Source organism: Pseudomonas sp. LBUM1669, from assembly GCF_059695705.1.
Map to the genome: position 1 here is coordinate 3,776,202 of NZ_CP166784.1, position 21,643 is coordinate 3,797,844.

The 21,643-nt window shown below is 52.2% G+C and carries 21 protein-coding genes and 3 pseudogenes; 7 read left to right on the forward strand and 17 right to left on the reverse strand.

Annotated features, from left to right (window positions below; translation table 11 throughout):
- Window positions 1–64 precede the first annotated feature (64 nt).
- The 6 genes and pseudogenes from ACA051_RS17505 to ACA051_RS17530 form a co-directional block, all read right to left on the reverse strand.
- A complete protein-coding gene (locus ACA051_RS17505; RefSeq protein WP_497303507.1) occupies window positions 65–430 on the reverse strand; it encodes an avidin-fold protein in 366 nt (121 codons plus the stop codon).
- Between the two features lie 55 nt (window positions 431–485).
- Window positions 486–1,301, reverse strand: coding sequence for a diaminopimelate epimerase (dapF, locus tag ACA051_RS17510; RefSeq protein ID WP_497375587.1), 816 nt, complete (start codon window positions 1,299–1,301; stop codon window positions 486–488).
- A gap of 422 nt (window positions 1,302–1,723) precedes the next feature.
- The gene (locus ACA051_RS17515; protein ID WP_497371113.1) at window positions 1,724–2,656 is read right to left on the reverse strand and encodes a GGDEF domain-containing protein; all 933 of its coding nucleotides are present in this window, start codon (window positions 2,654–2,656) and stop codon (window positions 1,724–1,726) included.
- Window positions 2,657–3,013: 357 nt separating this feature from the next.
- Window positions 3,014–3,424, reverse strand: a pseudogene (locus ACA051_RS17520) (malate:quinone oxidoreductase); the annotation flags it as partial.
- Window positions 3,425–3,441: 17 nt separating this feature from the next.
- Complete coding sequence (locus ACA051_RS17525) at window positions 3,442–3,768, reverse strand: low molecular weight protein tyrosine phosphatase family protein (RefSeq protein WP_497303511.1); 327 nt, start codon at window positions 3,766–3,768, stop codon at window positions 3,442–3,444.
- Complete coding sequence (locus ACA051_RS17530; protein WP_497303512.1) at window positions 3,765–3,959, reverse strand: hypothetical protein; 195 nt, start codon at window positions 3,957–3,959, stop codon at window positions 3,765–3,767. Before ACA051_RS17530 ends, ACA051_RS17525 begins: the two co-directional genes overlap by 4 nt.
- 681 nt (window positions 3,960–4,640) lie before the next feature.
- On the opposite strand from ACA051_RS17530, the gene ACA051_RS17535 reads away from it, so the two are divergent.
- The 3 genes from ACA051_RS17535 (at window position 4,641) to ACA051_RS17545 (ending at window position 7,693) form a co-directional block, all read left to right on the forward strand.
- On the forward strand, window positions 4,641–6,071 hold the full coding sequence (locus ACA051_RS17535) for an IS1182 family transposase (protein ID WP_497371115.1): 1,431 nt from the start codon (window positions 4,641–4,643) through the stop codon (window positions 6,069–6,071).
- Between the two features lie 234 nt (window positions 6,072–6,305).
- Window positions 6,306–7,094: a nucleotidyltransferase domain-containing protein gene (locus ACA051_RS17540; protein WP_497371117.1), complete on the forward strand. Its 789-nt coding sequence runs from the start codon at window positions 6,306–6,308 to the stop codon at window positions 7,092–7,094.
- 131 nt (window positions 7,095–7,225) lie between these two features.
- Entirely contained in the window at window positions 7,226–7,693 is a 468-nt protein-coding gene (locus tag ACA051_RS17545) for a hypothetical protein (RefSeq protein ID WP_497303515.1), read from the forward strand.
- 55 nt (window positions 7,694–7,748) lie between these two features.
- Here the strand turns inward: ACA051_RS17545 and ACA051_RS17550 are convergent, their stop codons facing one another.
- The 10 genes and pseudogenes from ACA051_RS17550 to ACA051_RS17595 all read right to left on the reverse strand — a co-directional run.
- Entirely contained in the window at window positions 7,749–8,369 is a 621-nt protein-coding gene (locus tag ACA051_RS17550) for a tyrosine-type recombinase/integrase (RefSeq protein WP_497371119.1), read from the reverse strand.
- 431 nt (window positions 8,370–8,800) lie between these two features.
- Window positions 8,801–9,976: a PAS domain-containing sensor histidine kinase gene (locus tag ACA051_RS17555; protein WP_497303517.1), complete on the reverse strand. Its 1,176-nt coding sequence runs from the start codon at window positions 9,974–9,976 to the stop codon at window positions 8,801–8,803.
- On the reverse strand, window positions 9,966–10,781 hold the full coding sequence (locus ACA051_RS17560; RefSeq protein WP_497303519.1) for an alpha/beta fold hydrolase: 816 nt from the start codon (window positions 10,779–10,781) through the stop codon (window positions 9,966–9,968). Before ACA051_RS17560 ends, ACA051_RS17555 begins: the two co-directional genes overlap by 11 nt.
- 356 nt (window positions 10,782–11,137) lie before the next feature.
- Window positions 11,138–12,568 (reverse strand): IS1182 family transposase, encoded by a 1,431-nt coding sequence (locus tag ACA051_RS17565; protein WP_497371121.1) that lies wholly within the window; start codon window positions 12,566–12,568, stop codon window positions 11,138–11,140.
- A gap of 778 nt (window positions 12,569–13,346) precedes the next feature.
- A complete protein-coding gene (locus tag ACA051_RS17570) occupies window positions 13,347–13,784 on the reverse strand; it encodes a GNAT family N-acetyltransferase (protein WP_497303529.1) in 438 nt (145 codons plus the stop codon).
- 289 nt (window positions 13,785–14,073) lie between these two features.
- Window positions 14,074–14,556 carry a GNAT family N-acetyltransferase gene (locus tag ACA051_RS17575; RefSeq protein ID WP_497303527.1) on the reverse strand — a complete coding sequence of 161 codons (483 nt, stop codon included), beginning with the start codon at window positions 14,554–14,556 and terminating at the stop codon, window positions 14,074–14,076.
- A 208-nt stretch (window positions 14,557–14,764) separates the two neighbouring features.
- Entirely contained in the window at window positions 14,765–15,211 is a 447-nt protein-coding gene (locus ACA051_RS17580) for a GNAT family N-acetyltransferase (protein WP_497303525.1), read from the reverse strand.
- A 341-nt stretch (window positions 15,212–15,552) separates the two neighbouring features.
- Window positions 15,553–16,059 (reverse strand): P-loop nucleotide/nucleoside kinase family protein, encoded by a 507-nt coding sequence (locus ACA051_RS17585; RefSeq protein ID WP_497371123.1) that lies wholly within the window; start codon window positions 16,057–16,059, stop codon window positions 15,553–15,555.
- Window positions 16,060–16,199: 140 nt separating this feature from the next.
- Window positions 16,200–16,571, reverse strand: coding sequence for a VOC family protein (locus ACA051_RS17590; RefSeq protein ID WP_497371125.1), 372 nt, complete (start codon window positions 16,569–16,571; stop codon window positions 16,200–16,202).
- 365 nt (window positions 16,572–16,936) lie between these two features.
- A pseudogene (locus ACA051_RS17595) lies at window positions 16,937–17,568 on the reverse strand (malate:quinone oxidoreductase); the annotation flags it as partial.
- Window positions 17,569–17,635: 67 nt separating this feature from the next.
- Between ACA051_RS17595 and ACA051_RS17600 the strand changes: the two are divergent.
- The 4 genes and pseudogenes from ACA051_RS17600 (at window position 17,636) to ACA051_RS17615 (ending at window position 19,671) form a co-directional block, all read left to right on the forward strand.
- Window positions 17,636–18,147, forward strand: a pseudogene (locus ACA051_RS17600) (PAAR domain-containing protein).
- Window positions 18,144–18,518, forward strand: a complete 375-nt coding sequence (locus ACA051_RS17605; protein WP_497371127.1) for a hypothetical protein — start codon at window positions 18,144–18,146, stop codon at window positions 18,516–18,518. Before ACA051_RS17600 ends, ACA051_RS17605 begins: the two are co-directional and overlap by 4 nt.
- A gap of 151 nt (window positions 18,519–18,669) precedes the next feature.
- Complete coding sequence (locus tag ACA051_RS17610; protein ID WP_497371129.1) at window positions 18,670–19,038, forward strand: hypothetical protein; 369 nt, start codon at window positions 18,670–18,672, stop codon at window positions 19,036–19,038.
- A 9-nt stretch (window positions 19,039–19,047) separates the two neighbouring features.
- Window positions 19,048–19,671 (forward strand): hypothetical protein, encoded by a 624-nt coding sequence (locus ACA051_RS17615; RefSeq protein WP_497371131.1) that lies wholly within the window; start codon window positions 19,048–19,050, stop codon window positions 19,669–19,671.
- A 168-nt stretch (window positions 19,672–19,839) separates the two neighbouring features.
- Here the strand turns inward: ACA051_RS17615 and mqo are convergent, their stop codons facing one another.
- On the reverse strand, window positions 19,840–21,492 hold the full coding sequence (mqo, locus tag ACA051_RS17620) for a malate dehydrogenase (quinone) (RefSeq protein ID WP_497371133.1): 1,653 nt from the start codon (window positions 21,490–21,492) through the stop codon (window positions 19,840–19,842).
- Window positions 21,493–21,643: the final 151 nt, after the last annotated feature.

Sequence of the window (21,643 nt, forward strand, 5' to 3'; positions counted from 1 at the left end):
TCTCTGCAACATCCACTTTGGGTTGCTCAGATGGACGTGCAATTATTAAAAAAATCCTTATTCACTAGGCGGCAAGCTCGACGTAACTCGACTCCCCTCCTCCAGTCGCACCCGACAACCAACCCCATACAAACATCAGAGTGGTACGTCCTGCGTGATCCACGCCGACCGTGCCACGAGACCAGCCGGCAAGAATCTCGCCATCCGTGGTCAAGCATTGATAAAGAAGCTCAATAGTATCGGGGCCAGTCACGCGCCCGACTTGATTACCGATGCGTATCCGGCCGCCTTGGTAAGTGCCCGAAATGGCATCTTCCTTGACATGGTAAAGAAATACTGTGCCTGTACCGGATAGCCCGTGGGCGTTCTCCGCTACCGTAAATCGGCGATTGTTCAAACGCTCGCTGACCTGAGAAAAGGGAGTTTCCATAAATGTCGCGTCCTTAGTCGAGATGTTCCATTCCATCCTTCGATTATCGTGACACTTATCCATCTGACCAGCTACCCGTGAGTGCTCCCGAGAAAATTGTATCTACCGGCCCACTGAGAAAAACCGATCCCTCGCCATCCCATTGAACGTTTACGGCGCCACCATCACATTCAACCTCAACGGAATCGTCTAACAAGCCACGACGAATTCCGTTAACAACGGCGCCACACGAGCAGGAACCTGAGCCGAGCGGAATACCGCCCCAGCGTTCCCAAATCCGCAACCGGATGTGCTTTCGGTCAATGATCTGGACGAAATGCACGTTCGTCCTGAGTGGAAATAGAGGGTTTGTTTCAAGGCTAGGTCCGATTGTCGCGATATAAATCGCCGTAAGATCATCCACAAAATAGGTGCAGTGCGGATTTCCCATGCTGCACGCAGTTGGACCACCATCAAGGGGCAAAACAGCGGTATCCATTTCCTGAGCCAGGGGAACATCCGACCAGCCGAACAGCGGCGGCCCCATGTTGACCGAAATGGCACCGGTGGAGGTCCGCTCGCAAGAGATTAGACCCCGGTTGGTTCGGAGCGCTATCGACGTAGAATTTGATTCGCGCATCAGCATATCAGCGGCACCGCGCGTTGCGCTGCCACAAACATCCAGCGTGGAGCCATCTGCATTCCAAAACATCAAGCGCGCATCTGCATCATCGCAATCGAGCACCACCGCGAGTTGATTAAATCCGACGCCTCGGTTCCGATCACCCATTCGCCGAGCCAAGGTGCCTGTCACTGGATTGGCCGAGTTTCGTGAGTCCACCACAACGAAATCGTCGCCATTTGCGTGCATCTTGTGAAAACTCAGTGGCATAAATAGATCCTGGATAGGAGACAAGTGGTGAGTTGATGCTTGAAGGCGATCTAGCCCCATCAGCATAAATTTTTCCAGCTGCGTGAGAGCAAGCCCCTTCACCACAAAACACTCGTCGGCTTTGAGTATTTCGCAACCTGCAAGACCAGAATCCCAGACACAAAAAAGCCCACTTATCGTACCGCCTCAGTGGTTTTTTACTGCGTGACACGTTGAAACAACGCCCTCACTTACTCCTGCGGACCGACCTAATCCCACACCCGATTCACCGACAACTCTGCCAGGGAAACTGTATTTCGCGAAAGTCAGCTACCGGCCAATTGCTCCCGGCCGCAAACGGACCTGAGCGCCTCTAAAACAGGCCTTTAAGGCGCGCCATGATGTTGAACAAAAGCCATTTCCCCCAGGGTTTCGTACAGAACCTAAAAATTAAAAAATTGGTTTCTACCCCGTTCTTTAGCTATGTAGAGCGCTTTATCGGCTTGGGCCAGTAGTATGTTATACGGGTGCAGCGGACCAAATGTATGCACTGAAAAACCAACGCTTACAGTTAAGTATCCTGTGCTGGACGCGGAGTGCGGTATTCTCAAGTCTCGCACTACTTGACATAGCGTTTCGACGTGCCGAGCTGATTGGTCTTTCGTCATGCCGTTGAAAAGAACTACAAATTCTTCACCGCCATACCTGGCTGCAAAATCAGAGCCTCGCTGAAACGACTTATTCAAACTATCAGCGACACGCATTAATGCTTCATCGCCAGTTTGATGCCCATAAATATCGTTGAATGACTTGAAGTTATCAACATCAATCATGGCAAGAGTCAATGAATCGCTGTTGCGGCATGCAATTTTACATTGAATTTCGAACTGCGCATCAAAAAAACGACGATTGTAAATGCCTGTCAGTCCGTCTTTTATTGATAGCTGCTCGAAGTGTGCTTTCATTTCTTCGAGGGACTGATGTTCGTCGCGAAGTTGCTGTTGTATCAGCATGCGGGACGTTACATCTTTTTGTATACCTAAAAAATTGGTTACAACTCCATTTTCATCATGAATTGGAGATATGCTTAGCTCATTCCAAAACATCGTTCCATCCTTGCGGTAGTTCCGCAAGGTTACGAGGCAGTACTCACCGTCCTTAACGGCTTTGTGAATAATTTCAAGTTCAGGCTGTTCTTGATCGTTTTTTTGTAGGTATCGGCAGTTAATGTTAGTGATTTCTTCAAACGAGTAACCGGTCATGCGTTCAAAAGCAGGATTTACAAAAATCAGCGGATTGTCGTCAATACAATTATCGGAGATGGTAATGCCATCTCGCGAATCCATAACTGCCTGTTTAAGAATTTCAATCTTCATGCAAATTCCGTAAGTAGGATTAAATGGAGGAGCGCTGTTTTAAAAGCGCATAGCATCTGGATAGCACAATTATCTTAATTGCTTAATATATAAGTGTAGTCACTGAAAAAACACAATGTCTGTTTTTTTGTGTTTTCGATAACCTTTGCGATTGATTTCAGTCAAAAACTCCGCAGAAATGACCTGCATCAGGGCATCAGTATTAAAGGCTTAACTGGTCACTTCTTTTTCGCGCAACCGGTTGAATCCACAGCCGAAAGCTGACACGTCGAACGAGATGAATCGACCCTTGCAGCCCCCCCCACAAAAAAGCCCACTGACCGTCACCGGTTCAGTGGGCTTTTGACAGGCCTCTAGTTACAGAGCCATATCCGTCGCAGCATTAGCCTTCGGCGCCTTCGCCTTGCCAGCATCAGCCGGAGCAGCAGCCGGAGCCGCCACCTGACCAATCGCTGGCGGTGGAGTCAGTTGCAGCACCTTGGCGGTGTAAGCCCACTCCTGCGCAACCTTCTCAGGACTGCCATTCAACTGAGTGCAATAGCTCGGCACGATCTGATGCAGCTTTTCCTTCCAGGCTGGCGAAGCCACCTTGTCTTTGAACACTTTCTGCAGCACGGTCAGCATGATCGGTGCCACAGTCGATGCGCCCAGCAGACCGGTAATCGAGCCGTCCGCGGAAGCAACGATTTCAGTACCCAACTTCAGCACGCCACCCGCCGCTTCATCACGCTTGATGATGTGCACGCGTCGGCCGGCTTGCCCAATGCGGATTCCGAAGCGCGAGCCTAGGTAGAAAGGTGCGGCTTCACATTAACTTCGAGCATGTCCACCAGTTCAGGGTCCATGTAGCGAAAGTCGTCGGGAATATCCAGAGAGTGAATCCGCTTGTGTTCAAGCAGGCGAGCGTACTCAGCCTGCAGGCGATTCAGGTGTTTGCGTTCCATGACAAAAATGACATCGGCCCAACGAATATCCGCTGCGTCGATGGGTTTTCGTGCATTCGGGCTAGTGCCCGCTGAACGGGCACTGAAGCCAGGTCGACGGCGCCAGATTGCTTCCGCAGTAGGGCTACGCCATTGGTTACGGCTGCAGACGAACAGGAGGTTAGTCACTCTAGATCCAACAATTGGCGGGTGTTGCGGATGGGATAGCTCATGCCGAGTTGGCGTGCCCTGACCAACTTGTCGGCACGGGTGTACATCAGCTTCCAGTTCTTTTCCGGCTTGAACTTCAGCGGACGGACCGCTTTGTCATTGTCGCATTTACGGGCCTGTGTGCGTCTCCAGGCGCGGGTTCTTGCCATGGTCATGTCCTCGTGAGTACCGGGTTCAGCAGCCGCGGTAATACGAGTTGCGAGTATGGTAAGCGTGAATCGGGGGAGTGGCTAGTCTGGTGCAGTTATCGAATTCCAACGGCGGCAATTTCTGGGCCGAGAGCAGACGTAGACGGGTCAGCTTTGGGTCGATTGCAGTCCTTCGCGACAGGCTGCAATCGGCCCAGAGTGTGTCAAAACCCTTGTTAGTGGCTTCCACTCTAGTGTTTTTTCCTACTCAGCCCAGGTCAGACATCAGTTGCTCAGATTCAGTATAAGATTCCGGAAATCAGCAGGTACGCCGACAACGTGGGCTAGAGGCTAGAAATCTGGGGGTTGGATGATTGCAAGCAACGTTTCATATCTTTGTCCGGTTTGTGGATACCCCGGGCTTGAAGAGCCTCCATACGATGAGGTTGACTGCTCTTCGTTTGGCATGTGCCCGTCCTGCGGTACGCAGTTTGGCTATGATGACGCAACATCTGCTCATGCTGATTTGCGGAAATTATGGATCTCTAAAGGAATGCTTTGGTGGAGCAAAGCTCAAGCGTCGCCGAGTGGTTGGGACCCGGTAAGGCAACTACAGGCGGTTGAAAAACGCATCAATATCTGAACAGAGCACCGCTCTTAGCCCTGCTATGATTTCTGAGGATTTCATCGCAGGGATCGCCCATGAAGCGCTTTATCCAAGGTGAACATCGAGGCCAAGAAACCTTCCTTCCCGCGAGCCTCGACGATTACGTCACGGATGCCAATCCGGTGCGCGTAGTCGACATCTTTGTCGACGAACTGGACCTGGTCAAACTAGGTTTCGAGGGCGCCTTACCTGCTGATACAGGCCGGCCGGCTTACCATCCCTCGGTCCTGCTAAAGATCTACATCTACGGCTATCTGAACCGCATTCCATCGAGCCGGCGTCTTGAACGAGAAGCCCAACGCAACGTCGAGCTGATGTGGCTGACCGGGCGTTTGATGCCCGATTTCAAGACCATCGCCAACTTCCGAAAAGACAACAGCAAGGCCATCCGAGGTGTCTGCCGCCAGTTCGTGGTGCTCTGTCAGCAGCTAGGACTGTTCGAAGAAAATCTGGTCGCCATCGACGGCAGTAAATTCAAGGCCGTCAATAACCGCGACCGCAATTTCACCAGCGCCAAGCTGAAACGGCGGATGGAAGAAATTGAATCAAGTATCAGTCGGTACCTGACTACGCTCGACGAAACCGATCGGCAAGAACCCTCGGTCGCTCAGCCCAAGGCTGCTCGTCTGCAAGAGAAAATCGACAAGCTCAAAGCTCAGATGAAAGAGTTGCAGGTCATTGAAACTCAGCTCAACGAATCACCGGATAAACAGCTCTCACTGACCGATCCAGACGCCCGTTCCATGATGACGCGCGGCACTGGAATCGTCGGTTACAACGTGCAGACAGCAGTCGATACCCAGCACCATTTGATCGTTGCGCATGAGGTGACCAACGTCGGTTCCGACCGCGATCTACTCAGCTCGATGGCCAAGCAGGCCCGCGAGGCGATGGCGTCAGATACGTTGTCGGTAGTGGCTGACCGAGGTTACTTCAAAAGCGAACAAATCCTAGCTTGTCACGATGCAGGCATCACCGCCTATGTGCCCAAGCCGATGACCTCTGGAGCCAAGGCTGACGGGCGTTTCAATAACGATGCCTTCATCTATGACGCGGCAAAAAACGAATACATTTGTCCCGCTGGAGAGGCGTTGATCTGGCGCTTTTCCAGCGTTGAAAAAGGCCTGAAGTTGCACCGTTACTGGAGTTCTAATTGCCAGGGATGCGCGCTGAAATCGAAGTGCACACCGAGCAAGCATCGGCGAGTTCGGCGATGGGAGCATGAAGCCGTATTGGAGGAAATGCAGAACAGGCTGAGCAACGCGCCGGACATGATGCGAGTCCGCAAGCGTACGGTCGAGCATCCCTTCGGGACACTCAAACAATGGATGGGCGCCACACATTTCCTGACACGAAAGCTGAACGGAGTAAGTGCGGAGATGAGCTTGAACGTCCTCGCCTACAACTTGAAACGAGTCATGAAAATTCTCGGTACCAGCGGTTTAATGAAGGCGCTGTCGGCCTGAAGAGGTCTGTATTTTGGCCACCCAGCAAGGTAGAAGCGGCGCTAGGGGCTCCCAGACCCTCGTGATGATCCGCAGGACTTGTTGTGAGCAATTACTCAGCTAACAACCGTCAGCGCTGCGCGCCGACAGTGCATCGGCGCGTTTTTACACACTCTGGGCCAGGTGCGGACAGTGGACAGTCCACCTCGGGATGAGTAGCGTGCAATCGAAATATCGTCTAGTTAGAGTTGGCTCATGGTTTCTATCGTTGTTCAAGAAGAGGTTCGAGACCGGCTACGCCGTGCTGAGAACGAGCATGACGTGAAAGTTCTATTAGCTATTGAGTCTGGTAGTCGTGCCTGGGGATTCGCTTCTCCCAACAGCGACTACGACGCACGCTTCATCTACGTTAATAAACCCGAGTGGTATCTCTCTGTCGGCCTCGAGGAGCAACGCGACGTCATCGAGTATCCGATCATTGACGACATGGATATCAATGGCTGGGATCTACGAAAGGCACTCAGGCTATTTTGGAAGTCCAATCCAGGCTTTGTGGAGTGGATACAGTCGACCATCATATACGAGCATGCTGGCTGTTTCCACGAGCGGGCAAAGGAGTTATTGCCGCAGGTGTATTCGGTGGAGAGTGGCATCTACCATTATCGCAGCATGGCCAAAACCAACTATAGGGGATACTTGCAGGCCCCTCAGGTACCGCTGAAAAAATACTTCTACGTTCTGCGCCCGCTGTTATCGGTGCGGTGGCTGGAGCAGTTTGGTACACCTGCTCCCATAGAGTTTGACAAGCTGTGCGGTGTCATCGAACGAGAGCCCGGGCTCAAGCAGGCCATTGATGACTTGCTTGCGATCAAGCGCACGTCTCCGGAGATGGGGTTATCACCCCAGATCATTCCCATCCAACAATTCATTGAGCGTGAACTGAATCGACTTGAGTCTATCAAGCCGATACGTACCGAGCGCAAAGACGTTGAGCCATTACTTTCGGAACTGTTTCGCACTGTACTCAAAGAAACTTGGGGATGAGGTGCCCAATGAAATAAAGCAGTTGAAAGACCAATGACGACCAGTAGCTGACGGTTCCCGAAACATTTGCTATCATTTTGCTACTACTGGTCGCTCTTCCCATTGGTACGGTGTAAACATTAGGTTCTTCCATGTTCAACAGAAACGACTTTGATCAGCTCTCCAGTGAGCAACTGCTTTTTTGGAGATCGCACAATGATTGTCCCGTGCTCTATTACGTCACCTATCCATCAAGCGCCTTTCAGTGCCCGGCATCTCAAGAGACCATCAGGGTAACCCGCTCCTTCAAGCGGCAAGAAGAGAATGGATTAAACTTCTGGCTTCACGCGGAATGGATCGATTGGCGACCCGGAGGTGAAAGTTATTTCCCCGGATACGTTTCCGACGCTCAGTTTGAGGAAATCTCTGAAGCTGTTTTCAATCAGATGGTTGCGGATCAGGCGATTGAATTGGTCGCTCCACTCAAACAACCTCTGCATGAGTCGACCGGTTTCGTAGGAGCGCTATTGATGTACTCAATGAAAACGGAATTCATCGTTTCGCTGTTCGCGGAGTATGAAGATGAGTACATCCATTTCCGTTGGGACACGACTTCATGAGCGGCAGCTAAGGGTCGAATAGCGACGGTCTAGCATTGACCGTCACTAGGGACGGTTAGACCTCCGTCTGTTCCGCCATTTCCAGGGCATCATCGACTTCGATTCCCAGGTATCTGACGGTGCTTTCAAGCTTCGTCTGACCAAGCAGGAGTTGGACCGCTCTTAGGTTCTTCGTCCTGCGATAAATCAGCGAGGCCTTGGTTCGCCGTAGCGTATGAGTACCGTACATGCTTGGGTCAAGGCCAATGGCGGTCACCCATGCTTTTACTATTCGAGCATATTGCCTGGTGGAGAGATGATCTGAGCTGTGCAGCCGGGTCGGAAACAAAAAATCCTCGCTGCGGAGGCGGGCCTGTCGCATCCACGCCTCCAGAACCGCTCGGGTTTGCTCAGTGATTTCAAATTGCACTGGGTGCTGGGTCTTCTGCTGCATCACGATGGCCCGTGACGACACATGTTCTCCATGTGCTATATCCCGCACTTGCAGCTTGGTTAAATCACAGGCACGCAGTTTGCTGTCGATAGCCAAGTTGAAGAGCGCCAGATCCCGTGTCTTCTCCGCAAGCTGGAGTCTCACCCGAATGGCCCAGATATCTCTGACTCGAAGCGGGGCTTTCTGCCCGACAAGCTTTCCCTTGTTCCAAGGCTGATGTCTGTTTTTAGAAATAATGTTCATGGCTCGTCCTCAACGTTAAGGGAGGACAAGGGTGGATCAGTCACAATGAGCGGAGGTCGCTAACCGACCCTTTGCGGCCATTCAAAAAGGTCAACATCAGTGGTCTTGGTTTGGTTCTTTTCAGCATTTCTCGGTGTTTTTTTAACTCAGCTCCCTGATTTGTTGGTGGCTCGCGACGAGGTACCTCCTGAATTGAGGGTGTGAAAGGACGAGCTGATCTATCGATTGGTGGTGTTGATCGAAAAGAATGATTGTGGCCGTGTGGGACTCGATCAAATAGTCGACTTTCAGTTTGGACGAACGGCTTTTTAATTTTGGCATTGGATCTTTCAACATTAGTGACACCCTCTCAATTGTTGACGAGGAGATCTAAACAGTTCGAGTGAGACGACTAAAGAGCTAGGACGCAGAGGTGTCGTGACTCTCCATAATCAGATAGGGATCTTTGGAAAGTGGGTATTGAATGTCGTACCTGCCGCCGCACTTGAACTGACCGAAACGTCCCCACCATGAGACCTGGCAATTTCCCTCACGATAAACAACCCAAGTCCAACACTACGTGTATCGACATCAGACTCAGTGCCACGGGTCATGGGCTCAAACAAAATAGCCTTCAATGACTCTGAAATAGCCGGTCCCTGATTATGTACCGATACAACGGCCTGATCGGCCTCAAGCAGCGAAGTGATCATGATTGGTTGTTTCAAATCACCATAAGCCACGCTGTTGGCGACGAGGTTGCCAATAATTTGTTGCACTCGGTCTTTATCCAAATAAGCACTCCCCGTCCCTACGGACTGATGCAGCAACGTGGCCTCTGGAAAGGCAACTCGCAGCTCATCTACGCTCATACTAACGAACGCGTGCAGGTCCACTGGCGCAGGCGAAATAGCAATCCCGCGCCCGACTCTGGCCATAGCGAAGTCCAGCAAGTCGGCAATCATGCGTTCGGCACGATCAGCCGACTGACTTATATGGCCGAGCATTTTGACTTCTTTGGCGGTGTTATCGCCTAGGGCGAGGATATCTGAGGCCATTTTGATAGCGGTCAGCGGGTTTTTCAGATCGTGGCTGACGATAGCGACCATTTGTTCAGCAAAGGAAGCGCGGCGTTGGGACTTTTCGTAGGCTTTATTCAGATCGGACTGGGCTTGTTGGAGAGCCGTTTCAGCGACGGTTTTTTCCCGTAGGAGGTTTTCAGCGATTTTCCTGGCGTTAAGCAATTCGCGCTCGTACTTGTCACGGTCGGTGGTGCCAAACAGCGCCAGTTCATAAAACACACCACTGGTGTGCTCGCGCCTTACGCCGTTCAGCAGCATGGTCACGACACGTTTGTCCTGATGGACCAAATCGAGTTTTACCTCGGCGACGGACCCTTGCATTTGTATCAGCGGCGACCAGTGGGTTTGATGAAAAATGCGTCCGCCCATTGTCAGCAGATCCTGAAAACGCCGGCCCATCAATGCTTTGGTATCGATGCCGATCCAGCTGCTGAACGTCTGATTGCTGAGTAGGATCGTGCCGTCTTCTTTGGTGACCACCAAGCCGCAGGGGGCATGTTCGAACAGCGTCTGCGCGTCAGGCAGAGACGGTTGATCAGTCGACATGCTCGCCTACCCACGTCGACAGAAAGGTGTCCATTGCTTCTGAACATGCGCTTGGCGCGCTCATGTGCGGACAATGGCCAACGTTGGCCACAAGGCTGAGCGTGCTGTTGGGAAGGACTGAGAGCAGGTATTCGCCGACGGCAATCGGGGCGATGAGGTCGTCTGTGGATTGCAAAATCAAGGTTGGGGTGGGGAGGCCGACGATATCCTGGCGGTTGTCCGATAGGAAGGTGACACGCGCAAACTGCTTGGCGATCTCGGGCTCGGTACGGCAGAAGCTATTGGTCAACTCTTCGCCCAGCGCCGGTTGCCCAGGTGCACCCATGATTACCGGCGCCATAGTGCTGGACCAGCCGAGATAGTTGCTGTCGAGGGTGTCGAGCAGTGAATTAATGTCTTCACGTTGGAACCCGCCAACGTAGTCATCGGAATCGATGTAACAAGGCGAAGGCCCGACCATTACGTGGGCCGCAATTCTTCCGGGTATCTGGCGGTCCGACAACGCGCCGATCATGCCGCTGACCGAGTGTCCAACCAAAATGACCGGGCCGCTGGCGTACTGGTCGACGATGTCGTTCAAGTCTTGGGCGTAACCGGTGAGTGAGCTGTATTTTTCTCGGTCGTACGCGCTCAGGTCCGACTCGCCCGCACCGACCAGGTCATACAGTACAACCTTAAAGCGATTGGTGAAGTGACTGACGAGATAACGCCACATGGTCTGATCGCAGCCGAAGCCATGGGAGAAAATTAGTGTTGAGGGACCATCACCCATCACTTTTATGTTGTTGCGATGCTGAAGATCCATAGGTGCTATCTCGGGTGCGTCAAAGGTGTTTTCGGCTATTTCGGCAGTGTAGATAGTCAGAGCTATTCGGTCACGCGGTATCACCCTCAGAGCATTTATAGGAGTGGACTCAGACACTAAAAGAGGGTTCTTTTAACGTGCGGGAGGTGAAGGTCAGCTTCTGGCCGATTTCTGCCCGTCACGAGGGGCAGAAAACGGCCCAGAGTGTGTAAAAACGCGCTGATGCACTGTCGGCGCGCAGCGCTGACGGTTGTTAGCTGAGTAATTGCTCACAACAAGTCCTGCGGATCATCACGAGGGTCTGGGAGCCCCTAGCGCCGCTTCTACCTTGCTGGGTGGCCAAAATACAGACCTCTTCAGGCCGACAGCGCCTTCATTAAACCGCTGGTACCGAGAATTTTCATGACTCGTTTCAAGTTGTAGGCGAGGACGTTCAAGCTCATCTCCGCACTTACTCCGTTCAGCTTTCGTGTCAGGAAATGTGTGGCGCCCATCCATTGTTTGAGTGTCCCGAAGGGATGCTCGACCGTACGCTTGCGGACTCGCATCATGTCCGGCGCGTTGCTCAGCCTGTTCTGCATTTCCTCCAATACGGCTTCATGCTCCCATCGCCGAACTCGCCGTTGCTTGCTCGGTGTGCACTTCGATTTCAGCACGCATCCCTGGCAATTAGAATTCCAGTAACGGTGCAACTTCAGGCCTTTTTCAACGCTGGAAAAGCGCCAGATCAACGCCTCTCCAGCGGGACAAATGTATTCGTTTTTTGCCGCGTCATAGATGAAGGCATCGTTATTGAAACGCCCGTCAGCCTTGGCTCCAGAGGTCATCGGCTTGGGCACATAGGCGGTGATGCCTGCATCGTGACAAGCTAGGATTTGTTCGCTTTTGAAGTAACCTCGGTCAGCCACTACCGACAACGTATCTGACGCCATCGCCTCGCGGGCCTGCTTGGCCATCGAGCTGAGTAGATCGCGGTCGGAACCGACGTTGGTCACCTCATGCGCAACGATCAAATGGTGCTGGGTATCGACTGCTGTCTGCACGTTGTAACCGACGATTCCAGTGCCGCGCGTCATCATGGAACGGGCGTCTGGATCGGTCAGTGAGACCTGTTTATCCGGTGATTCGTTGAGCTGAGTTTCAATGACCTGCAACTCTTTCATCTGAGCTTTGAGCTTGTCGATTTTCTCTTGCAGACGAGCAGCCTTGGGCTGAGCGACCGAGGGTTCTTGCCGATCGGTTTCGTCGAGCGTAGTCAGGTACCGATTGATACTTGATTCAATTTCTTCCATCCGCCGTTTCAGCTTGGCGCTGGTGAAATTGCGGTCACGGTTATTGACGGCCTTGAATTTACTTCCGTCGATGGCGACCAGATTTTCTTCGAACAGTCCTAGCTGCTGGCACAGCACCACGAACTGGCGGCAGACACCTCGGATGGCCTTGCTGTTGTCTTTTCGGAAGTTGGCGATGGTCTTGAAATCGGGCATCAAACGCCCGGTCAGCCACATCAGCTCGACGTTGCGTTGGGCTTCTCGTTCAAGACGCCGGCTCGATGGAATGCGGTTCAGATAGCCGTAGATGTAGATCTTCAGCAGGACCGAGGGATGGTAAGCCGGCCGGCCTGTATCAGCAGGTAAGGCGCCCTCGAAACCTAGTTTGACCAGGTCCAGTTCGTCGACAAAGACGTCGACTACGCGCACCGGATTGGCATCCGTGACGTAATCGTCGAGGCTCGCGGGAAGGAAGGTTTCTTGGCCTCGATGTTCACCTTGGATAAAGCGCTTCATGGGCGATCCCTGCGATGAAATCCTCAGAAATCATAGCAGGGCTAAGAGCGGTGTTCTGTTCAGATATTGATGCGTTTTTCAACCGCCTGTAGTTGCCTTACCGGGTCCCAACCACTCGGCGACGCTTGAGCTTTGCTCCACCAAAGCATTCCTTTAGAGACCCATAATTTCCGCAAATCAGCATGAGCAGATGTTGCGTCATCATAGCCAAACTGCGTACCGCAGGACGGGCACATGCCAAAAGAAGAGCAGCCAACCTCATCGTATGGAGGCTCTTCAAGCCCGGGGTATCCACAAACCGGACAAAGATATGAAACGTTGCTTGCAATCATCCAACCCCCAGATTTCTAGCCTCTAGCCCACGTTGTCGGCGTACCTGCTGATTTCCGGAATCTTATACTGAATCTGAGCAACTGATGTCTGACCTGGGCTGAGTAGGAAAAAACACTAGAGTGGAAGCCGCTAACAAGCGGTTTTGACACACTCTGGGCCGATAGCAGTCTATCGAGACCCATTGCGGTCGCTGGGTTTAGGGCAAAATTAGGGCAGATTCACGGCCGCCGTAGACCGCAGCACGCTTCCTTGAAAGCACGAAAAAGGCGTATTCAGTGGTCCAGAGCGGACCATGCGGACACGCGAAGGGGTTCGAATCCCTATCCACACCCCAGGGTCATGCCTAAAGACCCATTCTGACCCAATGCGGACGCTGACCAGCATTTGGTTAAGGGGCGGGCTTTAGCCCGTCCCAGTGAGCGAAGCGAACGGTTTGAACCAGTTGTTATGCATGTTTTACTAGCCGTTTCTTTAAATGATACAGGTTAGTCCCGATTGGTCGATCCTCGAGAACACCATAAATCTCATACCCATGCTGCTCATAGAACTGTTTAGCATCAACGGTTTTTAAGAATGCAACTACTGCCCCATTGTTGGCGCCAATCGTTTCTGCTTTTTCCAATAATATAGAACCGACTTTTCTACCGCGATGAGATTCCTTAACCCAAAAGGTATCAATTTCTAAGCCATCCCAGTAACAATTACAGCTTATTGCACCGATGTAGTCGCCTACTTCATCGTGTGCAACCACCATAAATATTTTATCTTCCGATTCTGGCGGTAGATTTGGATATTGAATTCGAAGATATTCTGAAAACCTATTATTCAGAACTCCTTGATCCTTTTCTGTTGGAGAATCCAATATATCAAACTTGATTTCCACTTTATTGCTCCAATCATTCAACTTTGAGGTGCCGTGCGGCTTTTGGCATACCAAATAATTTTGCGACATGCGATGTCGCATAACATTCCATGTTCATGCGTAATCCCTTGAACAATCAAAAAATCGAGTCTGTAAACGCGACATCAAGAGGGGGGAAGCGGCATATTTTTTTGCACAATACTGACGTATTAGCTGCGTGTCCATGGTCTGCTTTTGGCCGAGAGCTGTCAGTTATAAATGACCCAGCAGAAGTCCCTCGAGCCTCTTTTGACCTTTAGGGGGATCGCCTTTACAGACGCATTCCCATCTCGAAAGCACGAGTCTCAAACCCGAACTCTGTGTACATGCGAGCAGCGCGTGCATTGAACGGCCAGACGGACAACCTCAAGTCCTGGGCGTCATTTTCGATAGCCCAGTTTTTAATGAGCTGAATAAGCATACGTCCAATACCTTTCCCCCAAAATTGCTCGGCAACACATACCGATCCAATGCGAACAACATTCAGCGGTTGCATCAGCGGCCCAGAGCTTGCCGACAGGCTGGCGGTAATGAAGGCTGCGGCCTGGTGACCGACATTCGCGATGAATACAACCTGACCCGGTTTCTCGAAAAGACCTGACCAGTGAGGAAGATCGCGCGAAAAGTCTTGGGTGGCAGCCGCGTAAATATCGGGGCGGGCAGCGTGGTGCACCGCGTTAAGCAATTGTCCTAACTCACAAATGCTCAATGCGTCTTCTACCGTTGCTGCTCGGTAAGTAATGGCTTCGTCCATGATGTGCAGCTCTCCTTGATTGTATGGGTGGTTCGCAGGGCTCCCGGTCTTTGTCTCATGGCAGGGATGATATTCCAATGGCTGCTTTTGGGCTGTGGATTCAACCGGTCGATGCAACAGATTGGCTAAATCCGCAGGCCGAAAGCAGCCATTCCGGACGCTCCTGCACGCAAGAGTGATCGCCATGCGTTGAAGGACTATCCATTAGTCATTTGATATGTCGGTAGACCTTTGTTGTACGGACCGAAAATCCTGCCCCCTCATATAAACGATGGGCAGATTCACGATCTGGAGTGGAGGTTAAATCCAGAGTTCTCGCGCCGAGGTCCTGGCTTTTTTCTATTGCTGCTTGTATGAGTGCTTTGCCGACCCCTTGACCTCGAGCACTGGCATCTACTACGACGTCTTCGATCCAGGCACGAATGCCTGTCGGAATGCGAAAATGAATTAGGGTTAGCGCCCCCAAAATGCTTCCTCCACCTGCCGCTCTCACTACCAATAAATCGGAGCACTCTGAATCCACAATCTGCTCCAAATCTTCCATTGTCATCGCTTGAGCGTTTCTGGAAAGCTGTGGGAGAAGGTCATTCAAAGATCTGAGCAGCATAGGATCGGTTTCTTGAACCACCTCGACAATAGCGGATTGGTTTGTCATTAGAGATCCTCAAGTGAAGGGGGGTGAAGCTTCAATGGTTCAATTCGACACACTACCCCAAAGGGTCTGCGAGTGACCGCTTTTGGCCCAGGCTGTGTAAAAACGCCTGCATCATTTTTAGGTCTGCGTTGCTACGTGAAATCTGCCGGAGTTCTGGTCAAATCAAGACCTGAAATTTGCGTGGGATCGCGTTATTTGACCCGATTCAGATCGCCGTTACTGGTTGAGAACGTTTTTACACAGCCTCGGCCCGAAAGCCGCCGTTCACGACCGCCAGCGTTCGGCTAAAAGCGGTAAGCGTCTGCTGATCACCCCTTGCTACGTTGGGCTTTTAGCTGGCGCTACTCCTCGGATAAAAATCGTTTAGTGATCATTGCCACTGCCTCCGCCGGAGACGTCAGGGCTGTATCTATATCAAACGGAGCGTTATCCCACGGCTCATATTCATGATCCAATACAGACTGCCAGGTTGGTGGCGTCAGCCCAGGAATATCAATCTTCATGGTTTCTACCCGGCGCTGGTGTTCATATTTATCAGAGCAAACCACCTGGATATTCACTAATGGAGCACCAGAGCGTGTAGCGATTTCGCTCCACGCCTTTCGGCTTTCGATTACTGGGTTAACACAGTCGACTATGACAGTGCTGCCAAAACGAAGATTGCTCAGAGCAAGCTCATTAGCGACCATATAACCGCTCCGCCCCACGTCTTGCGCCAGAGCGCCGGAATTTCGGATGGCCTGCTCAATCGTATCGATCCGCAGATACACGGCACTTGTTCTGGTGGCAAGGTCACTTGCGATAGTCGTTTTTCCGGTACCTGGAAGGCCGCTGAAGACAATGAGCATTCTATGTCCTTCGGTTAGTGAGTTAACCCAATCTAGGCCAATAGCTGCCGAAGCTAATGGCAGGTATTGGCCGTCTGCTGCCCGTGGTGTTGGGATGCAATCGGCGCAAAGTAGGCTCACCGTTCAAAAGCACGGTGCATTTAGGCGCCAGGTGCAGCAAACGCTCTACTGGAGATAGAAATAGAATTGCCGTCAGGGTCTTTAGCATTGGCAAAGGAATAGCCGTCCGCCCTGTGCGTAGCTCCAAATTTCAGGCCTTGTGCCATACACCGTTCTTTGAAACTCTCGACGTCCTTGATATCAAAAACAAGCTTGACTGTAACTTGTCCTGTTTTAACGCTTTTCGCTGCCTGATGAGCCATCAGAATTGCCCCGCCGTTTGCAGATTTCAATTCGACGACGCGATCATCGGTATGTCTTTCACTGGCAAAGCCGAAATGACGCTCATAAAAATCGCAGGTAGCTTGGACGTCTCTCACATACAGCATTATCCGATTAAGTAACGGTTCCATATTTTCTTCCCTGATTTCTGCTGACGATGAGATTTGAGAACCAGTGCATCTTCGGTGCTTGCCGTTCGATTGTCGAGTGGCTGCTTCTGGCCCAGAGTGTGTAAAAACGCTTCGCCAAATTTGAAGTGTGCGCGTATACGTTAAATCTGAAATTTATCGGCACGTCAGCAGATGTGGATTTCGCGTAGAAGCGCGATTTTCAGTCCGGTTTTGAGTACCTGTCGCGCTCAAAAACGTTTTTACACAGCCTTGGCCGAAAGCAGATATGTGAGCCCAAATAAATCTAACTCCTCGAAAACCATTCCCCACAAAAAAGCCCACTGACCGTCTCCGATCCAGTGGGCTTTTTCTTATTACGCTTCTACTTACAAAGCCATATCACTAGCAGCATTAGCCTTCGGCGCCTTCGCCTTATCAGCATCAGCCGGAGCAGCAGCCGGAGCTACCACCTGACCAATCGCCGGCGGCGGAGTCAGTTGCAGCACCTTGGCGGTGTAAGCCCACTCCTGCGCAACCTTCTCAGGACTGCCATTCAACTGCGTGCCATAGCTCGGCACGATCTGATGCAGCTTTTCCTTCCAGGCTGGCGAAGCCACCTTGTCTTTGAACACTTTCTGCAGCACGGTCAGCATGATCGGTGCCACAGTCGATGCGCCCAGCAGACCGGTAATCGAGCCGTCCGCGGAAGCAACGATTTCAGTACCCAGCTTCAGCACGCCACCGCTGCTTCATCACGCTTGATGATCTGCACGCGTTGGCCGGCTTGCCACAGGCGCCAGTCTTCGGCTTTGGCGTTCGGGAAGTATTCTTTCAGGGCGTTGAGGCGGTCTTCGTCAGACAGCATCAGTTGGCCGGCGAGGTACTCGACCAGAGGGTATTCCTTGATGCCGACTTTGGTCATTGGCCACACGTTGTGCGTGGTGGTGGTCAGCAGGTCCAGGTACGAGCCTTCCTTCAGGAACTTGGTGCTGAAGGTCGCGAATGGGCTAAAAAGGATTGCCGTGGTTGTCAGCGGATTCTTTGTGTAACAATCCTCCACTTCACATTTTACAAGGATGTTCAAAATGGCTGGCAAACCTGCTGCCCGAGTCACGGATCCTACAAGCTGTCCGCTACCCGGCCACGGAGTAAACCCCATCGCCGCTGGCTCTCCCGACGTATTCTTTGACGGGTTGGCTGCTGCTCGCCAAGACGACAAAAGTGCGTGCGGCAGCCCCATTGTCGGAGAGGTCGCCTCTACCGTTCTTATAAACGGTAAACCCGCCGCAACGGTCGGTAGTGTTGGCGCCCACGGCAATAACGTGGTGAGTGGCTCCGGAACGGTGATCATTGGCAACGCCCACACGCCTGCGGACTTCGTCCCGCCCTTATCTATGCCGCTGTGGTTGCAGCCGTTCAATGAGCCGACGGCCAGCCTCTTGCCTATGTGCCCTATCACATCAAAGATGAAGCAGGCCGGGTTTACACCGGCTTTTCTGACGAGTCAGGACATACGCCACGAATCACAACCAAAAAACAGGAAACGCTGGAAATCACCACAGGTGTTGCCGCGCTCGAAAAGTGGGGCGATGCATGACTGAGTTCTCTTGTAAGGTCCCTACAAATCAACAGGCCGGGTCGGTTAGCAATGTGCCTGGCTACTCAATGCCTGCCAACATTCACTTGTTCGTTGTCGTCGATGAAATAGGTAAAGATGGCTTTCTAGTTCGCAAAATCTACTCCTCACCAGATAATCCTCACCTTGTCGCAAAGAACCTCCCCGCGTTTCAAATCAAGCACGAGGTATGGCCGGAAAAATTTGGCATGTTACCTATAGATCCCAAATCCAACGCCACAGTAGCGGAGCACGTATTTAGCAGCAGAAAATATCCGTCCAGCTATCTATCTACCAGCTCTGAATTTCCAAACGGGATCGCCGCGATTCGAGGGCAAGACCGTTTACATTGATATAGAAAAAGCAAAAGCTGCAGGTGCAAAGCTTGTATCCACCGAAGAGATATTAAAGTCACTCGACGAATACAAAAAAGTCGCCCCAAAGAAAGTCGCCCAGATCGACCAAATCGCAGATTGGGTTAAGAACATAGACAAAGAAGTACTGGTGCACGCTGAAAACGTACCGGCCAAAGCAGTCTTTACCCCAGACTCCTACAAAGCAACAAACATGTTGATTAAGGGAGCGAGAGTTGTAAGGGTTTTTGCCATCGGTTTTACCGCCTATGACTTGAAGTTGGCTACAGATGAGTCAATCAAGCAAAATAGCGTCAAACCGATTTCGGTTGAAGTAGTCAAGCAGGCTGGAGGTTGGGGCGCCGCAATCGCGGGAGGACGGATTGGTCTGGCGGCAGGTGCCGCTGTTGGTATAGAAACGGGCCCAGGAGCAATTGTCAGTGCTGCTGTCGGTGGAATTATCTTCGGTACGGCGGGTTATTTAGGTGCCACCTGGCTTACTGATTACGTACAAGACTGAGGTCTGGTGATGAGTTTTTTTAGTCGTTTCAAATCCTTCATGAAGCAAGAACCAGAAGAGCAAATTGCTGGATACTCCATTTCAGAGCTCAAAACCATTTTCTCTGATCCTTCAACAAGCGAAATCAGTCGGCTGCCCTACAATCCCAAAACAGCATCTTTAGAAGCGCTGGGTATTCCAGCCTTTTATTCTTCATTTTTAATTGAGCACGCAGACACTCATAAATTTCTGGCGTTCGTCGAAGCAAATTTTAAATACACATCTGAAAAAACATTCAATGAGCTACCTGTAAAGCACTATGTTAACGATGAAAAAAATGAGCAATTAGTATTTTTTACTTCCACAAGAGAGTTCAACTCAACAACTGTTCGAATGGTTACGAACAGCATCGATTTCATGAATGTTATTTTGCGCGAGAATTTTGCCCCTCCTCCCCCATGGATAACGTTTGAAGGGTACAACCCTTCTTGGTGGGGTGGAGAGATGCAAGGTGCTCAAGGGTACTACAACGACAATTACTTCATTCCCTTCTTCACTCAATTGAGTGGCCTGGAAAGAATGGAGTATTACGCAAGATTTGGCGCTACAAACGAGTGGATAGAACGCTTGGAATTGATGTATCGCTCTGAATGAGCATTGCCTGAACGGGGGGCTGCTCCGCAGCTCAGCGGGAGCAAGCTCCCTCGCCACAGGGGCGGTGTCAGTCTTGGGTATTGCGCGTCCAGAATGTGCTGAGTTTGAAGCACAAAAAAGCCCACTGACCGTCTCCGATCAGTGGGCTTTTCCTGATTACGCTTCTACTTACAAAGCCATATCACTAGCAGCATTAGCCTTCGGCGCCTTCGCCTTATCAGCATCAGCCGGAGCAGCAGCCGGAGCCACCACCTGACCAATCGCCGGCGGCGGAGTCAGTTGCAGCACCTTGGCGGTGTAAGCCCACTCCTGCGCAACCTTCTCTGGACTGCCATTCAGCTGGGTGCCATAGCTCGGCACGATCTGATGCAGCTTTTCCTGCCAGGCTGGCGAAGCCACCTTGTCCTTGAACACTTTCTGCAGCACGGTCAGCATGATCGGTGCAGCGGTCGAGGCGCCCGGCGATGCGCCCAGCAGGCCGGCGATCGAGCCGTCAGCGGAAGCAACGATTTCAGTGCCCAGCTTCAGCACGCCACCCGCTGCTTCATCACGCTTGATGATCTGCACGCGTTGGCCGGCTTGCCACAGGCGCCAGTCTTCGGCTTTGGCGTTCGGGAAGTATTCTTTCAGGGCGTTGAGGCGGTCTTCGTCAGACAGCATCAGTTGGCCGGCGAGGTACTCGACCAGCGGGTATTCCTTGATGCCGACTTTGGTCATTGGCCAAACGTTGTGCGTGGTGGTGGTGGTCAGCAGGTCCAGGTACGAGCCTTCCTTCAGGAACTTGGTGCTGAAGGTCGCGAATGGGCCAAACAGGATGACGCGCTTGCCGTCCAGGACACGGGTGTCCAGGTGCGGAACCGACATTGGCGGTGCGCCAACGGAGGCTTTGCCGTAGGCCTTGGCCAGGTGTTGTTCGGCGAGGGTCGGGTTCTCGGTGACGAGGAACGAGCCGCCTACCGGGAAGCCTGCGTATTCCTTGGCTTCAGGAATGCCGGACTTCTGCAGCAGGTGCAGTGCACCGCCGCCCGCGCCAATGAAGACGAACTTGGCGTCGGTTTCGGACTTGGTGCCGTCTTTCAGGTTTTTGTAGCTGACGCGCCAGGTGCCGTCGTCGTTCTTGGTGATGTCTTGCACTTCGCTAGACAGTTTCAAGTCGAACTTCGGTGTGGTTTGCAGGTGAGCAACAAACTGGCGGGTGATTTCGCCGAAGTTGACGTCGGTGCCGATCGGGCTCCAGGTGGCCGCGATTTTCTGGTTCGGGTCGCGCCCTTCCATCATCAGCGGGACCCACTTCTTGATCACAGCCGGGTCTTCGGAGTACTGCATGCCGGCGAACAGCGGGCTCGCTTGCAGGGCTTCGTAGCGCTTCTTCAGGAACTTGATGTTGTCATCGCCCCACACAAAGCTCATGTGTGGCGTGGAGTTGATGAACGAACGCGGGTTTTTCAGCACGCCTTGCTGAACCTGCCAGGCCCAGAACTGACGGGAGATCTGGAACGCTTCGTTGATTTCAACGGCCTTCGGGATCTGTACGTTGCCCTTGTCGTCTTCCGGGGTGTAGTTCAACTCGGCCAGGGCGGAGTGACCGGTACCGGCGTTGTTCCAGCCGTTGGAGCTTTCCTGGGCGACGCCGTCGAGGCGCTCGATCATTTCCATCGAAGTGCCGGGTTCCAGCTCGTTGAGCCAGACACCCAGGGTCGCGCTCATGATGCCGCCGCCGATCAGCAGTACATCGACTTTCTTTGCCTCTTCCGCGTGAACGGACGTGATCCCCATCGACAAAGCCAGCCCCAGCAGGGCCGTGTGCATTTTCTTAAACATCTGTAGCACCTATGATAAAACGCCATCCGCCCTTCCATCCTCATTCACGGAGCGCCTGGTTCACGTCCTTCAGGCAGGACGTCGTGGGTGCTCGTACACAAGAATTGAAGGGTGGGCACACAAGGCCGACGTGTCTCCATCGACCTCAGTT